This is a genomic window from Aurantimicrobium minutum (genome assembly GCF_029894165.1).
Classification (GTDB): domain Bacteria; phylum Actinomycetota; class Actinomycetes; order Actinomycetales; family Microbacteriaceae; genus Aurantimicrobium; species Aurantimicrobium minutum_A.
On record NZ_JARXXU010000001.1, the window covers coordinates 351,671 to 367,319 of the forward strand.

The window sequence follows — 15,649 nt, forward strand, 5'->3', positions numbered from 1 at the left end:
GCCCTCTCGCGCGTTTTTATTTAGCGCTTGACCAGAAACCTATTTCTAGCCGTAAGTATCGCGAGGACCACGCCCTGGAATTGATTTGGGGCCACGTTTCCAGCTTGGGGCGTTGGGCCCTTGAAAGCGGATTGCTGTTACACCTGATTCTGGGTGTGCGTGCAGAACCTTTGTCAGCACCTCGGTGCGCATTAATCGAAGCTGTGTGGCCCAGGCCGTGGACTCACACAAAATGGTCAATACGGACTCGTCAATTCCCAGCGGTTTTGTCCGCGCGGCAATGTCGGGGCCCACAATGTCTGGCCAGTCTTCGAGCAGGTCCGATTTCGCCAGGGGCGCCTTCCAGCCGAGTTGCTGTGTCAGGTTTTCAAGAATGTCATCGAGGCCCTTGGGGTCTCGCCCTGGCATGAAAGGTTGTTCGTTGGGGTGATCCTGTGCGTTTTTCAGTCGAGCCCGGGCATCTCGGGAGAGCTTCACGCGGGGAGTTCCGGTCGCTTTCGACTTTAATCGCGAATACAGCGCTAAGGACTCTGTCTCCTCCAGCCCCGCGGCGTCAGCCGCGTCAGGCTGGTTAAATTCCTGGTCAGGCATTATTTGTGCCGAACTCAATAGTGCCTTTTTTCACGTGAAACACATGTTTCATCAGCTGTGCCGGCACATCTTCTGCCACGGCAGCGGTGATGAAGGTTTGCTCAAAATCAGCCACGGCCTCCGCCAAACGTTGACGTCGGGCGGAATCCAATTCGGCAAAAACATCATCCAGAATCAGAATCGGGTCACCGAGGACAGATTCACTGCGCAAAAGCCGAGCAGCGGCAAGCTTCAAGGACAGTGCGTACGACCACGTTTCTCCGTGGCTGGCATAACCCTTGGCCGGCAACGTGTTGAGGCCAAATTCCACATCGTCTCGGTGGGGGCCAACCAGGGTAATTCCGCGTTCAATTTCTTGCACACGTCCTGTTTCAAGAAGATTTTTAAATGCTTCGGCATATGCCTGGGGATTGTGTTCTGCCTCGATCGAGGTTTTCAGTTCAATCGAGACGGCATGGTCGGATCCGGCTATTGCTTCGTATGCCTGGGCCAAAGGCCCCGCTAAATCGGTCAGCAATCGGCGGCGTTCTCCCGTAATTTCTGTTCCGAGAGCAATCAATCGCTCATCCCAAATATCTAAGGTGCTGAGATTTCCGGCATCAATGTCTTTAACGCGGGCGGTCTTGAGCAGCGTATTGCGCTGTTTCAGCACGCGGTCATAATCAGCAACAACTCCGGCAAGGCGTGGGGTGCGCTGAATAATCAGATCATCCATGAATTTCCTGCGTCCAGCTGGTTCCCCGCGAATAAGCATGAGGTCCTCTGGAGCAAAGATGACAGTAGAAATATAGCGAGGGAAATCTCGTAATTTCGCAGCACTGTGGTTGACCTGTGCTTTATTGGCGCCATTTCGGTTCAATTGCGCTTCCAGCAGGATCGTGCGGCCGTCATGTGCGAGGTTTACTCGCACAATGGCCGCATCGGATCCTTGACGAATCAGCGCAGAATCAATACTTGTCCGGTGAGAACCGAGGGTCGCCAAAAAATTAATCGCTTCGACAATATTTGTTTTACCTTGGCCATTAGACCCCACTAAAACAACTGAACCTAGACCTGGTTCAATATCCGCAGCTGCGTAATTACGAAAGTCTCGGAGACTCAGTGAGCTGACGTGCATTTCTGCAGATACTCACTCATTCTTAGCGAAGAAGAAGGTTGGGCTGCAGGAGGTAGCGGTACGCATCCTCGGCAGGAGTGTCCTTCGACGTCTGGCTGGTGATCAAAACGGGGCCTGGCTTGGCAGGGTTTTCTACCGAGGTAAAGCCAATCCGGGTAAATTCTGAATGCACGGCACCCAAACCGTCCAGCAGGAAGTCTGGTTTCAGTGAGACAACCACGTCAGGACCAGAAATAACCGCATCAATAGTTTCCGAAGCCTGTGCCTGTTCTCCACCGATTGCTTCCAGAGTCAAACCATTGTTGGCGAACGTAAAACGAAGTGCCGCCTCACGTTCCACAACCAATTTCACACGACGCGTTGCCTCAATGAGGTCTGCAGTATTAACAACTGCGTAGTTTTCAACTTTTTCTGGGAAAAGACGCTTGACGGGTGGGAAGTTACCCTTGATGAGCAATGAGGTAACCGTCTTGTTATCAGCGGTAAAGGCGATTAATTCACGATCGTCCTTGTTTGTAATCGAGATGGAAATATTTCCGCTGTGACCAAAAGTCTTGCCAATTTCTTGAATCGTCCGGGCAGGAACAAGGGCCGTGATCTCTGCAACATCACCGGTTGACTCCCACGGAATATCCCGAATAGCGACACGGTAACGGTCTGTTGCAACGAGGCTTAAGGAATTTCCTGTGATTTCAAGTTGAACTCCGGTAATCACGGGAGTGACATCATCGCGTGATGCGGCCACAGCCACTTGAGCTACTGCGGCAGAGAATTCTTCAGCAGGGAGAACACCAGTTTCTCCTTCAACCTGAGGAATGGTGGGGTATTCCTCAACAGGCATCGAGAGCAGAGTGAAGTTTGCAGAACCACAGCTGACCTGAATACGAGATTCAATCGTTTCAAAAGTGACAGGTGCGTTAGGTAGACGGTTGGCAATTTCAGCGAGAAGTCGACCTGAAACCAATACTCGGCCTGGAGCTTCAACAGTTGCAGCAACTTTTGTTTGTGTAGAAACTTCGTAATCGAAAGAAGAGAGAACAAGACCGTCGCTCGTTGCTTCGATCAAGACGCCCGAAAGAATGGGCAACGTTGTTCGAGCTGGAAGCATCTTGACGGCAAAGGACACTGCTTCGCTGAGCACGTCTCTGTTTACTTGAAACTTCACCGTTGAGCCTTTCCGTCAATCCTGAACCGGGTTTCTTATGTTATCGCGGTTTAGGGTAGTCATTTATGCCGGCCGGATAAAGGTTACCGAGTGGATTTGTTTAATTTATTAACTCTTTAATCTTCTTAACCTCTGTGGATACTGTGGATAACTCAGTGCTTTCCGCCCCAGTGCTTGAAACTACAACCGCGTAAGTTGTGTTTGGCCTGTGTGTAGGAATCAACAAACGCCAGGCAACCGAGGGATCGAATCTGGCGTTATTCACACAAACGAATTTTTCGTACACAACCCATCTCGGCGATTTCCCCACATATACACAGGTTTATCCACAGGGGGAAAAGGCTAGTTTGTTCGCGAATATGCGTTGCGTTGCTTGATTCGAGTAGTCAATTCTGTGACTTGGTTGTAGATGGAACGACGTTCTTTCATCAGTTCCGCGATTTTCTTACACGCATGCATCACGGTGGTGTGGTCACGACCACCAAAGAGTTGCCCAATTTTAGGGAGTGAGAGGTTTGTCATTTCACGGCACAAATACATGGCAATTTGTCGCGCCGTGGCGATGGCTTGTGCCCGAGAAGTTCCGGTGAGTTCATCAATACCGAGGCGGAAGTAATCAGCCGTGTTGTTAATGATGTCGATAGGCGCGATGATCTCGTCTTCATCCAAGGTGATGAGATCTTTCAGCACTGCTTGAACGAGAGGTAAATCAACTGCTTGTTTATTTAAGTTGGCAAAAGCGGTAACACGAATAAGTGTTCCTTCAAGTTCACGAATATTGCTCGTAACTTTCGTTGCAATGAATTCCATAATGTCGTCAGGAACACTGAGTTTTTCACGTTCTGCTTTCTTGCGAAGAATTGCAATGCGTGTCTCTAAGTCAGGTGTTTGAACATCCGTAATAAGGCCCCACTCGAAACGAGTACGCATGCGGTCTTCAAAACCGGTGAGGTGCTTGGGCTGCACGTCGCTCGTAATCACAACTTGTTTGTTGTGATCATGCAGAGTATTGAAAGTGTGGAAGAACGCTTCTTGTGTTTCCGCTTTACCTTGCAGGAACTGAATATCGTCAATCAGCAGAATGTCGATGTTCCGATAACGAGACTGGAATGCTGCACCACGGTTATTAGCAATGGAGTTAATAAAGTCGTTAGTGAATTCTTCGCTACTGACATAGCGAACACGGATCGTAGGATACAAGCTCTGGGCATAGTGGCCGATGGCGTGCAGGAGGTGAGTTTTACCCAAACCTGATTCGCCGTAGATAAACAAAGGGTTGTAGGCCTTTGCAGGAGCTTCGGCCACGGCCACCGCTGCAGCGTGAGCGAACCGGTTCGATCCACCAATGACAAAACTGTCGAAGTTATAGCGCGGGTTGAGACGAGACTCTAACTCGCTTTCGGTGGCCATAATTGTCGGGGCAGTGACGGGGTGCGGTTCTTCCCGCACTTCTTCAACAACGACGGCACCTTCAGGAACCTCGAGTGCTGCAAGATCGGGATTGACCACAATGGCGAAGGTGGACACGTCGCTGAGTTCACCCAGGCTGGCAATTGCAGAAAGTAGCGGACCACGGAGTCGCTGCTCAATCATGCTGCGCGTGAAGTCATTCGGAACTTCAAGATAGAACGTCCCGGCCATGATGCCTTTGGGTTCAATGAGCGAAGCAAAGCCGTAGAGCGGTGCCGTTACACCCGGATCAGCGGTGAGAGCTTCAAGAATGGAGTTCCACGTGGCACGCATAGCGATATCACTCATGGCAACTCCCCTCAGAATTCAGTAGTAGTTATCCACCGAAGTAAACATGTTTCACGTGGACCCACGGCCTCATGCGTGAAAAGCTGGGGATAACTCACTTGACCGTATCGAAAAGCTGTGGACGAAGGCAACTCCAAAAAGCGATTTGTGGTGTGTCGTAACAAAAATTTATTGTTATTCACCGCCATAATCTGAACTTGGTTTGTGCGCTGGTTTGACGGGAGCGCTTCTAAGCCTTAGATTTAATCGGTTGATGCCGTCTGTGCATCCCAATGTTTTGCGCCGCGCTCTCGTGGGCGCGCGACATCAGCCCTTGATGGAGATTGACTTATGAGCAAGAGAACGTTCCAGCCAAACAACCGCCGCCGCGCTAAGGTGCACGGTTTCCGCCTTCGTATGCGTACCCGCGCCGGCCGCGCCATCCTGGCTGCACGTCGCCGTAAGGGCCGCACCGAACTCTCCGCTTAGTATCGGCCGTGCTCGATCGGGCACACCGATTGGCTTTGCCAACGGACTTCCGCCGAATTATTCGTCGCGGAACGAAACAGACCTCGTCGCTGGTGGTTGCATACGCAGCCGTCTCAGACCGAGGTCTTTCTCGTTTCGGCTTCATCACTTCTAAAGCAGTGGGTAATGCGCCCACGCGCAATCGGGTACGTAGACAACTCCGCGCCATTGCGTGGGAAGTCCGTGACCACACGAGTGCCGACATTGTTATCCGAGCACTCCCGGCTGCAGCGGAGGCAAGTTGGGATGATCTCCACCGGGACGTCACCAGGGTTTTAGCCAAGCTCAGAGGCACGTCGTCATGAAAAAGGCACTGTGGTTTGTTTTTCTTGTACCTCGCAATCTCGTGATTGTGTTGGCTCTGATCTACAGAAAATTGATCTCTCCGCTTTACGGTGATGTCTGCCGCTACTACCCCACGTGCTCACATTACGGACTTCAAGCTGTGCAACAACGAGGTCTCATTGTGGGTTCTGCGCTAACACTGCGTAGGCTAGGGAGGTGCAACCCGTGGGCACTCGGTGGCATCGATGATGTACCGCCCGCACGGCACACAGTTTTTCGAGTCACAACCCAAGGTTTTGTTGTGATGAATGAAGGAAGGGCGTAAGGCTCCTATGGACATTATCGGCACAATTCTGTGGCCTATTAAATGGGCTATCGAGCTCATCTTGGTTGCGTTCCACTGGCTGTTCACGGCCATTGGTATGGACCCGGATGAGGGTGCTACCTGGGTACTTGCCATTGTGGGTCTGGTTGTGGTCGTTCGCGCCGCGCTTATCCCCGTGTTTGTTCGCCAAATCAAGAGCCAGCGCAAGATGCTCGAGATTGCCCCGGAGCTCAAGAAGATCCAGGACAAGTACAAGGGCAAAAAGGATCAGTTCTCCCGAGAAGCAATGTCTCGCGAAACCATGGAACTCTACCGCCGCACGGGGAGTAACCCCCTGAGCTCCTGCCTCCCACTGCTCTTGCAGATGCCAATCTTCTTCGGATTGTTCTCTGTACTGAACGACGTTGCCGCAAAAGACGGCGCTGCAGGTGTTGGCCCCATGAGTGCAGAGCTCGCGTTGTCCTTCTACAACGCCAGCTTGTTTGGTATCGCGCCCCTGCACACCACCTTCGTCGAAGCAATGAACGCAGACCCTCAGCAGGTTGCCGTGATGGTTATCGCCATGACCATGGTTGTGCTGATGACGGCCTCTCAGTTCATTACTCAGCTGCAGATCGTGTCCAAGAACATGTCGGAAGAGACCAAGGCCAGCCCCGCCTTCCGCCAGCAGCGCATCCTGCTCTACGTTCTCCCCCTTGTCTTCGCTTTCTCCGGCTTCACTTTCCCCCTCGGCGTGATGTTCTACTGGCTGGTGTCCAACTTCTGGACCATGGGTCAGCAGTTCATTGTGATCCGCAACATGCCTACTCCTGGTAGTCAGGCAGCCAAGGACCGCGAAGAGCGCCTTGCTCGCCGCGGCAAGCTGCCCAAGGGAACCCCTGAAGTTATTGAGATTGAAGAACCTAAGCCAGTACAGCGCGCTCAGCCCGTGAGCAAGAACCGCGCTAAGAAGTCCGGAAAGAAGAAATAACCGTGTCTGAAGACATCACTCCCGAAGCAAAAGCAGCACCCAGCCTCAAAGACCTCGAAAACGAGGGCGATGTTGCCGCTGATTACATCGAAGAACTGCTCGACATTGCAGACCTCGATGGTGACCTGGATATTGACGCACGAAACGGTCGCGCCTATGTGTCCGTGACGGCATCTGAGCAGGGTAACGTCCGCGTTCTGTCCCGCCCCGAGACTGTTTCTGCCCTGCAGGAGCTCACCCGCTTGGCTGTCCAGAACAAGACCGGCCAGTTTTCTCGCCTCATTCTTGACGTCGGAGGCTCACGCCAGACCCGCGAACAGGAACTTTCCGCATTGGTAGATGCCGCCGCTGCACGCTTGGAAGCAGGTGCCGCCGCGGCCGCATTGCCCCCCATGAGCTCCTACGAGCGCAAGCTTGTGCACGATCTCGTGAGTGAGCGTGGCCTGGTGTCGCACTCTGATGGTGAAGGCAAAGACCGCCACACCGTTATCACTGCCGGCGCATAGTTTCACGTGAAACATTGACTCCCGAATTTGAAGCGGAGCCAGCACACGCGGCTCTTGTTTTTGGAGATCAGCTGGCACTAGCCCGCCAATTTACACTGAATTTGGCTACCCACGGCGAAGAACTGGGCTTGATTGGCCCCCTCGAACTTCCTCGGTTGTGGTCTCGCCACATCCTCAATTGCGGCATTGTTGCCCCGTTGCTTCATGGACGCGTGGGGGATGTGGGTAGCGGCGCTGGGTTGCCCGGCCTTGTCCTGGCTATTGCGCGGCCGGATGTGGATTTCGTCCTTATTGAGCCCATGGAACGCCGTACGGCGTGGTTGAACGACCAGGTCATGGAACTCGGACTGACTAATGTCACGGTCGTGCGTGATCGTGCAGAAGATGTCCGCCGAGATGTGCTGTTAGACCAGGTCACCGCACGTGCTGTCAGCGCGTTGAAGAAGCTCATCCCTATGACCGCTCCACTCGTTCGTCCCGGCGGAGAGCTCGTGCTCATGAAGGGCGCAGGCGCAGCAAACGAAATTGAAGCTGCAGCGAAGCAGATTCGTGCCTACAAACTCCGCGATATTGAGGTTCTCACCCTGGGTGAGGGCATCCTGGATGAAGCAACGAGGGTGGTTCGGGCTACAGTTGAATAGTTCCCGCATCACGACTGTAGAGCTAAAGGTTTCACGTGAAACATCCTGACGAATCCCCCGAGACGCCACGTGTGGGCGCGGATTCTCCATTGGCGCGCGAACTCAGTGACTTGACGGCCCGGAGGCGCATTCTGGAGCAGCCCGCTCCCCCGCTTCCTGCGCGACCTCGTGTCTTCACGGTGTCTAACCAAAAGGGGGGCGTGGGGAAGACCACGACGACCGTCAATATTGCTGCAGCTCTGGCACGCTTTGGCGCCCGCGTGCTCGTGATTGACTTGGATCCACAAGGAAACGCCTCCACTGCCCTTGGTGTTCCTCACCACGGAGAAATCCCCAGCATCTATGACGTCCTCGTGGAGGGAACCCCTCTCGCAGACGTTATTCAAAAGAGCACCGAAGACGGCGAGCTGTATTGCGCGCCCTCAAACTTGGACCTGGCAGGTGCGGAAATCCAAATGTTCGGCATTGACCGCCGTGAGTTCTTGCTGCGCGATGCCCTGGAGCGCCTCTTCAACGACAGTGAGAACTTTTACCACTACGTTTTCATCGACTGCCCGCCTTCGCTCGGCCTACTGACAATCAACGCGTTTAGTGCCGCCCGCGAGGTACTCATCCCTATTCAGTGTGAGTATTACGCGCTGGAGGGCCTCTCACAGCTCCTGAGCACCATTGAGATGATCAATAAGGGCCTCAACCCGTATCTCGAGGTCACCACGATCCTGCTGACCATGTTTGACACCCGTACACGCCTCGCTCACGAGGTGGCAGCCGATGTGAGGACCCACTTCCCCCAGCAGGTGCTCCAGGCCGTCATACCGCGCGCTGTGCGCGTTTCTGAGGCCCCGAGCTATAGCCAGACCGTGGTCAGTTACGACACCATGTCTGTGGGTTCTATTTCATATATTGAAGCTGCCGCAGAAATTGCTCAGCGCGGCGCCCCCGGAACAACACACACCACAACTCAGGAGGCCACTGATGGCAACCACTAAGCGCACCGGCCTCGGCCGCGGCATCGGCTCCCTCATCCCCACGGCGCCCACAACAGAGCGCCCTGTAGACGTGTTTTTCCCCGACCATGTGGGCACCGGCACCATTCCTGTGGTGGATGCCAGCGTGGAACTCGTGGAAGTCCCGGGCGCTCGTCTGGCCTACATCTCTCCAAACCTTGTCATTCCCAACCCTCAGCAGCCCCGTAAGGTTTTCAACCCAGAAGATCTCGCTGAACTGGTTCACAGCATCCGTGAAATTGGCATCCTCCAGCCCATCGTGGTCCGCACCATTACAGATTCTGAGAACTTCGAGCTCATCATGGGTGAGCGTCGTTTGCGGGCATCTAAAGAAGTTGGTCTTGAGCAAATTCCTGTCATCATCCGCGACACCGCTGATGAAGACATGCTCCGTGACGCGCTCCTGGAAAACCTCCACCGCTCACAACTGAACCCTCTGGAAGAAGCCTCCGCCTATCAGCAGCTCATGGCAGACTTCGGCATCACTCAGGAACAGCTCGCGGAACGTATTGGTCGTTCACGTCCTCAGATCTCGAACACCATCCGTTTGCTCCGCCTGCCACCACTCGTGCAGAAGCGCGTCGCAGCCGGTGTGCTCAGCGCCGGTCACGCTCGCGCCATACTGGCGGTCGGCGATCCCGACGCCATGCAGCGCCTGGCAGACAAAATTGTGAACGAAGATCTCTCGGTTCGTGCAGCCGAGGCCCTCGCGGGCGAGGCCCCTACGGCGAAGAAGCCTAAACCTGTTGCGGGCACCCGCCGGGGCCACCTTGATGAGATCGCGGAACGCCTTGGAGATCGCCTCGACACCCGCGTCAAGATTGCTCTGAGCGCAAAAAAAGGCCTGATCAGCATCGAATTTGCCACCATCGGTGACCTTAACCGTATCCTCACCGAGCTGGGTGAAACACCCTTCGGACAGAACTAGATTCAGTCCCCCGTTCCACGTGAAACGTGGGGGGCGGAGTTAGTCGTTAAGGGCTGCCAGAGCCAAAACTTCGTACAGCTGACCCACCTCAACACCGGACGCTTCGATAGCAAGCGGTGCGCTCGAGGTTTCAGTCAAACCAGGGAGAGCGTTGGCTTCTAAGAACCACGGCTCACCAGTCTCATCCACGATGAGATCAATGCGCGACATGGGGGACAGGCCCAAAGTTTCGTGGGCAGTGATCGCGGCGGCGGAAATGCGTGCGCTGATCTCGTCCGAGAGACGCGCAGGAACATAGAAGGTCGTTTCACCGGCGTTGTATCGTGCCTCGAAGCTGTACACGCCATCTAAAGGCACGATTTCAACCGCGGGCAAGGCACGAGCCCCTGCCGCACCATCTACGACCGTCACGGCCACTTCCGTGCCCGCGATGAACTTTTCAACGAGGGCAACGTCGTTATAGGTGAAGGCATCCACCATGGCGCGAGGAAGTTCTTCAGACGCCGTCACGATGGAAACACCCTGTGAAGATCCACCCGAAGCAGGCTTCACTACGACATGATTTCCCAGTTCAGAGGCGATTAATTCCAAAACAGACCCGGCACCGAGTTCACGGAAGGCTTCACGTGCAACAGTGAGTGACGCAGCGGTTGCAACTCCTGCACGGGAGACGAGGGTCTTGGAGACAGGCTTGGACCAGGCCAGGCGCGCAGCGCTGGCCGAAGGGCCGACGTAGGTGTAGCCAGCAGCGGCGAGGAGTCCCAGCAGGGCACCATCTTCCCCGCTGGATCCGTGCAGAGCAGGCCAGACCACATCTGGCTTGAGATCAGCAAGCTTGGTAAACAGTGACGCATCGGGATCGAGCAGAGTGACGTGGTGGCCGCGCGCGGTCAGGGCATCTGCTACTCGACGACCGGAGCGCAATGACACTTCACGCTCGTGAGAAATACCACCGGAAAGAACAGCGATGTTGAGAGATGACGACATAGATAGCCTCTTTTTCGTTAGCTCAGGTCAGGTGGTGGTGCAATGACGTTGTCGTCGCCCGCAGATGCGGTGAGAGATCCTGTTCCCGCAAAATCAGCCAGCAGATCTAGTTCACCGCGAATGACGGTGGCAAGACGGCGAATACCAATCTTGATGTTCTCCGGTGTGGGGTAGGAGAAAGACAGACGAATGTTCTGTCGACCGCCCCCGTCTGAGAAGAACGCGGTACCGGGGGTGTAGGCCACGAGTTCACTCACGGCACGGGGCAACATCGCCTTGGAATCAAGGTTTCCGGGCAACTCGCACCAGATGTAGAAGCCACCGGTCGGCACATTCCACGTCAAATCAGGCAGATATTCCTGCAACGCCTCGTTCATGGCGTCCCGACGCTCTTTATAGACACCACGGAAGGTCTCAATCTGGCCTTTCCAGTCTGCCTGGCTGAGGTATTCAGAAATAACCATCTGGCTGAAGGAGCTGGGGCACAAAATTGCTGCCTCTGCCGCGAGAACGAGCTTTTCACGGATAGCGTGGGGGGCTAGCGCCCAGCCCACGCGGAAACCGGGAGCGAGTGTCTTTGAGAACGAACCGAGATAAATCACACCGTCTTCGTCGAGTGAGCGAATGGCGGGAGGAACCTCTTCGTCGAAGGACAACAGCCCGTAGGGGTTGTCTTCCAGGATGAGAATGCCGTTACTTTGGCAGATTTCCAGGATTTCCGGACGACGCTCAGCGGAGAGCGTCACGCCTGCAGGGTTGTGGAAGTTCGGAATTGTGTAGAGGAACTTGATAGTGCGGCCAGACGCCTTCACCTCAGCGATTGCCTCACGGAGCTTTTCGGGAACCAAACCCTTGTCATCCATGAGCACGTGCACCACATCAGCCTGGTAGCTGCGGAAGACACCAATGGCGCCCACATAGCTGGGGGCTTCGGCGAGGATCACGTCACCAGGATTGATAAACAGTTTGGTCACGAGGTCCAGCGCCTGCTGGCTTCCAGTTGTCACGACGACGTCGTCGACCGAAGCAGAGATGCCTTCCAGCGCCATAATCTCAAGAATCTGCTCACGCAGGGCAGGAACACCCTGACCAGAGCCGTATTGCATAGCCATGGGACCGTTGTCCTTCATGACCTTCTCGAGCGCACCATTGACTAACGACTCAGGCAGCGCCCGGACGTAGGGCATTCCGCCGGCGAGAGAAACTACTTCGGGGCGAGAGGCAACGGCAAACAACGCTCGCACTTCGGAGGCGCTGAGCCCCGCGGAACGGCTTGCGTAGTGATTGAACCAAGGGTCAAGGTTGGTACCTTGCCCGGTTTCGTTGTTCTCGGCCACAGAACAATCGTAGTTGGCAATGCGAAGCATTAAATAACGAGGGCCACCTAATTGAACAGGCGGCCCTCGTTGTGTGCTCTCAGTTAGCCGATGAAGTCAGCCAGGTCATGCTCGAGAGCTGGCTTGGGCTTGGCACCAATGATGGTCTTTGCGACCTCACCGTTGACGAAAACCTTCATGGCAGGGATTGAGGTGATCTGGTACTGCATGGCGGTCTGCGGGTTTTCATCCACGTTGAGCTTGACGATTTCAAGCTTGTCGCCGTGCTCTTCACGGATCTGGTCCAAGATGGGCCCCACAGCGCGGCAAGGACCGCACCATTCTGCCCAGAAATCAACGAGAACGGGCTTGTTGCTCTTGAGTACGTCAGCGTCAAAGCTGGCGTCAGTTACTGCGGGTGCTGCAGACATGATGTCTCCTTCGAGTGGAACTTAGTTGTTTTCAGCCTGCGCGAGAACCTCGGCAGGAAGTGATTGGAGGTAGTGCTCTGCATCCAGTGCAGCCACTGTACCGCTGGCAGCAGCGGTAATGGCCTGACGGTAGGTGGGGTCCACCACGTCACCGGCTGCAAAGACACCGGTGAGGTTGGTCTTGGAAGTGCGACCCTTGACGGCCACGGTTCCCTCGGGTGCTAAGTCCAACTGCCCGTGGATCAGCTGGGTGCGGGGGTCATTACCAATGGCAATGAACAATCCTTGGAGTTCAACATCGATTGTGTCGCCGGTGACCGTGTTCTTCAGAGTCACCCCTGTGAGAGATTCGTCACCCAGCAAAGAATCGATGGTTGAGTTCCACAGGAATTCAATTTTGGGGTTTGCCAGGGCGCGATCCTGCATGATTTTTGAGGCACGGAGCGTCTCAGAGCGGTGAATGACATAGACCTTGTCCGCAAAGCGGGTGAGGAAGTTGGCTTCTTCCATGGCCGAATCGCCACCCCCGACGATCGCGACCGTCTTCTGTCGGAAGAAGAAGCCGTCGCAGGTTGCACACCACGAAACACCGTGACCGGACAGGCGGTCCTCGTCGGCAAGGCCGAGCTTTCGGTTAGCCGACCCGGTTGCGAAGATCACCGTGAGTGCTTCGAAGGTTTGACCGCCACCGGTCACGACGCGCTTGACGTCTCCGGTGAGCTCAACACTGACAACGTCATCTAAGAGGACTTCCGCCCCAAACTTTTCAGCCTGTTCCTGCATTTTCATCATGAGGTCAGGACCCATGACGCCTTCAGGGAAGCCGGGGAAATTCTCTACCTCTGTGGTGTTCATCAGCTCGCCACCAGCTTCAACGGAGCTGGCAATAACGAGGGGCTTGAAGTTCGCGCGTGCAGCGTAGATCGCAGCGGTATACCCGGCGGGACCTGAACCGATGATGATGACTTGACGCACGAAATGCTCCTCACACAGAAGAAAACGCCCCATATCCACGGGACACAAGAGTAAACCCAGTCTACCGGCTGGTTATTCCCGAAAAAGCTTGAGACAACCGGTTCTTCAGTGAAATACGGGTGAATTATTCAGCTGATGATGCAGCTTCAGAACGGCGTCGACGCACTGTGCGAATCACACCAGCGGTGATGAGCCCAGCAAAGGCCAATCCGAGAGCCGCCAGGCCCCAGGTTTCCCAGTCCGCACGCACATTGATCGGAATCACCGCGGGCTGGCCAATGACAACGCCGCTGGTGGAGGAGAGTGTCACCGTCAAGCTGACACTGCCGTTTCCCACCTGCGCCTTGACCGGTATCCGGGCCTTGGCTTGGGATTCGGGCTGAATAGTGATGGTTTCGCCGCCATCTACGAGCAAACGACCGTTACTGGGATCTGCAGTGACCACCACGGTGACCGGCTGCGTGAGGGCATTACGCACCGAGATGGGGATGTTGGCCTGCCCACCCACCATGTTGACGGTGCTGCTGGTGGATACCGCAACCGAATTGAGCAACGCTGTGGTGTTTCGGAGGTTCTCATTAACTGCTTCTGACCAGGACTTTTCTCCAAGCCAGCCAACAGAAAGTACAGCAGCAAGCTGACGTGCAGCAGGACGTGTGATGAGCGCGGGATTTTCAGCAATGGTGGAAAAGTCCGCCACAGCCTGGTTTCGTGTCAATAGCCCCTGAATGGTAGTGATTCGTGTGCTGGACTCGGCAGAGTCTGAAAGAGAAAGTCCTGTTGAAGCGGAAGAAAGCGCAGTGGACAATGATCCTGAACCGACCCACGGGAGTGCTGAAAACGCCGTCAGCGTCAGTTTCTGTTTGCCAAGCGCAGTGAGGGAGGTTTGGTCACGCGCCAATTCGGCAAACATGCGTCCAGACGTGCTGCTGTCGAGGAGTCCTGCTGCGGCGTATGCACCCGCGCGCGGGAGGTCACCACGAGAAAGAGCAGAACTCAGGCCAGTAGTCGTGACGGCTACAGAACTTCCGGCCAGTGTTCCGGAGCTCGGAGATTCACCGGCACTGGTGAGGTTATTGGAAGACAGAATGAGCGAGGTCAGCCCGTTGTTAGTAAAAACGGGCAGGTCTGAGCCGATGACACTGTGTGCAGCAGGCCAACCCAGGTTTGTGAGTTGTACGTCAAACCGGGGGAGGACATCTTTCGCCGGAGCAGGAGTCTCTGTCGGAGCAGGAGTTGCCGTAGTTGCAGGATCAACGGGTTCTGCCTGGATGACATCCGAGGTGTCCGGGGCAATTAGTGTGGTGGCACCGGCTTGCGCCTGGGCAGAAATATCGGCATCTGCATAGGAAAGCAGGAAGGTTTCCACGGGAAGGCCCGCGAGATCAGCCAGCCAAGACTTCGCCGACGCGGGAGCGTCAGCACCGAGTACCTCCAGTGACACCAGAATTCGAGGATCCACACCGAGCGCCACACTGTGGCCACGAACCATCTCGAGCTGGCGGGTGAGAACCCCGTCAGGCCCCGTGAACGTTGTGAGCTCATCAGCCGTGTAGAGACCGGACGCACTGGGCTCGGCAATAATGCTCATCACACCAGAAAACGCTGTTTTTCCAGGTGCTTCCGTGGGTGTCCAGACAAAGATGCTGCGAGCGCTCGCGCTCGCTGGCTCTGCCTCGTAATTCACCGCGAGACCGCGCGGACCCCACGCAGCACCGAATCGACCGAGGGACAGGGGCAGTTCTTGAACGACCGAGACAGACTTTCCAGCCGCCACGGCAGGAATCTCCACGGTACTGAGGAATCGACCGGGGGTGGCGGTGCCATCGCTGGCGGCAAGCCAAGAATCGAGTTCGCTCACTTGGGAAATGACATCTGAGGGAGCAGTAACAACCGCTTCGCCCGCAGGAAGGTCGTCGGTGCTCTTGTTATTGACCGTGATGGTCACCGAGAGTGCATCGTTTGGCCCTGCACTGACAGTGCTCGGAACCAAGCTCACGCTGACCTCGTCTGCTGCGTGGGCAACAGGGGAAGAAACGCTCAGAAATCCGGCGATGACCAGCAGCGTGGTGAGGAACACCACAGGCGCAGTCAGCGCGCGACGAATTTCGGCGGAGAGCATCCTGTCATTCTAGGCGTC

The 15,649-nt window shown here is 55.4% G+C and carries 17 protein-coding genes; 8 read left to right on the forward strand and 9 right to left on the reverse strand.

Annotated features, from left to right (window positions below):
• Positions 1-45: 45 nt before the first annotated feature.
• The 4 genes from M2119_RS01830 to dnaA form a co-directional block, all read right to left on the reverse strand.
• Positions 46-591 carry a DUF721 domain-containing protein gene (locus tag M2119_RS01830; RefSeq protein WP_280803272.1) on the reverse strand — a complete coding sequence of 182 codons (546 nt, stop codon included), beginning with the start codon at positions 589-591 and terminating at the stop codon, positions 46-48.
• Positions 584-1,708 carry a DNA replication/repair protein RecF gene (gene recF, locus M2119_RS01835; RefSeq protein WP_280803273.1) on the reverse strand — a complete coding sequence of 375 codons (1,125 nt, stop codon included), beginning with the start codon at positions 1,706-1,708 and terminating at the stop codon, positions 584-586. The genes M2119_RS01830 and recF overlap by 8 nt, the downstream gene beginning before the upstream one ends.
• Positions 1,709-1,730: 22 nt before the next feature.
• Positions 1,731-2,873 carry a DNA polymerase III subunit beta gene (gene dnaN / locus M2119_RS01840; RefSeq protein WP_280803274.1) on the reverse strand — a complete coding sequence of 381 codons (1,143 nt, stop codon included), beginning with the start codon at positions 2,871-2,873 and terminating at the stop codon, positions 1,731-1,733.
• A 342-nt stretch (positions 2,874-3,215) separates the two neighbouring features.
• On the reverse strand, positions 3,216-4,631 hold the full coding sequence (dnaA, locus tag M2119_RS01845) for a chromosomal replication initiator protein DnaA (RefSeq protein WP_280803275.1): 1,416 nt from the start codon (positions 4,629-4,631) through the stop codon (positions 3,216-3,218).
• 330 nt (positions 4,632-4,961) lie between these two features.
• Between dnaA and rpmH the strand changes: the two genes are divergently transcribed.
• The 8 genes from rpmH to M2119_RS01885 are packed head-to-tail and all read left to right on the forward strand — an operon-like array spanning position 4,962 to position 9,800.
• Positions 4,962-5,099, forward strand: a complete 138-nt coding sequence (rpmH, locus tag M2119_RS01850) for a 50S ribosomal protein L34 (RefSeq protein ID WP_022881903.1) — start codon at positions 4,962-4,964, stop codon at positions 5,097-5,099.
• An 8-nt stretch (positions 5,100-5,107) separates the two neighbouring features.
• Complete coding sequence (gene rnpA / locus M2119_RS01855) at positions 5,108-5,443, forward strand: ribonuclease P protein component (RefSeq protein ID WP_280803276.1); 336 nt, start codon at positions 5,108-5,110, stop codon at positions 5,441-5,443.
• Positions 5,440-5,748 (forward strand): membrane protein insertion efficiency factor YidD, encoded by a 309-nt coding sequence (yidD, locus tag M2119_RS01860; protein ID WP_280803277.1) that lies wholly within the window; start codon positions 5,440-5,442, stop codon positions 5,746-5,748. The genes rnpA and yidD overlap by 4 nt, the downstream gene beginning before the upstream one ends.
• A 7-nt stretch (positions 5,749-5,755) precedes the next feature.
• Positions 5,756-6,718: a membrane protein insertase YidC gene (gene yidC / locus M2119_RS01865; protein ID WP_280803278.1), complete on the forward strand. Its 963-nt coding sequence runs from the start codon at positions 5,756-5,758 to the stop codon at positions 6,716-6,718.
• Between the two features lie 2 nt (positions 6,719-6,720).
• Complete coding sequence (locus M2119_RS01870; protein WP_280803279.1) at positions 6,721-7,224, forward strand: protein jag; 504 nt, start codon at positions 6,721-6,723, stop codon at positions 7,222-7,224.
• Between the two features lie 14 nt (positions 7,225-7,238).
• Positions 7,239-7,865, forward strand: coding sequence for a 16S rRNA (guanine(527)-N(7))-methyltransferase RsmG (gene rsmG / locus M2119_RS01875; RefSeq protein WP_280803280.1), 627 nt, complete (start codon positions 7,239-7,241; stop codon positions 7,863-7,865).
• A gap of 35 nt (positions 7,866-7,900) precedes the next feature.
• A complete protein-coding gene (locus M2119_RS01880) occupies positions 7,901-8,854 on the forward strand; it encodes a ParA family protein (protein WP_280803281.1) in 954 nt (317 codons plus the stop codon).
• Positions 8,841-9,800: a ParB/RepB/Spo0J family partition protein gene (locus tag M2119_RS01885; RefSeq protein WP_280803282.1), complete on the forward strand. Its 960-nt coding sequence runs from the start codon at positions 8,841-8,843 to the stop codon at positions 9,798-9,800. The genes M2119_RS01880 and M2119_RS01885 overlap by 14 nt, the downstream gene beginning before the upstream one ends.
• A 39-nt stretch (positions 9,801-9,839) precedes the next feature.
• Here M2119_RS01885 and M2119_RS01890 read toward each other — a convergent pair whose 3' ends face one another.
• The 5 genes from M2119_RS01890 to M2119_RS01910 form a co-directional block, all read right to left on the reverse strand.
• Positions 9,840-10,787: a D-alanine--D-alanine ligase family protein gene (locus M2119_RS01890; RefSeq protein ID WP_280803284.1), complete on the reverse strand. Its 948-nt coding sequence runs from the start codon at positions 10,785-10,787 to the stop codon at positions 9,840-9,842.
• A 17-nt stretch (positions 10,788-10,804) separates the two neighbouring features.
• Positions 10,805-12,154 (reverse strand): PLP-dependent aminotransferase family protein, encoded by a 1,350-nt coding sequence (locus tag M2119_RS01895; protein ID WP_432418493.1) that lies wholly within the window; start codon positions 12,152-12,154, stop codon positions 10,805-10,807.
• 53 nt (positions 12,155-12,207) lie between these two features.
• Entirely contained in the window at positions 12,208-12,534 is a 327-nt protein-coding gene (gene trxA / locus M2119_RS01900; protein WP_280803286.1) for a thioredoxin, read from the reverse strand.
• Positions 12,535-12,555: 21 nt separating this feature from the next.
• Positions 12,556-13,509: a thioredoxin-disulfide reductase gene (gene trxB / locus M2119_RS01905; RefSeq protein ID WP_280803287.1), complete on the reverse strand. Its 954-nt coding sequence runs from the start codon at positions 13,507-13,509 to the stop codon at positions 12,556-12,558.
• A 124-nt stretch (positions 13,510-13,633) separates the two neighbouring features.
• Positions 13,634-15,631, reverse strand: a complete 1,998-nt coding sequence (locus M2119_RS01910; protein WP_280803288.1) for a DUF6049 family protein — start codon at positions 15,629-15,631, stop codon at positions 13,634-13,636.
• Between the last annotated feature and the right edge of the window lie 18 nt (positions 15,632-15,649).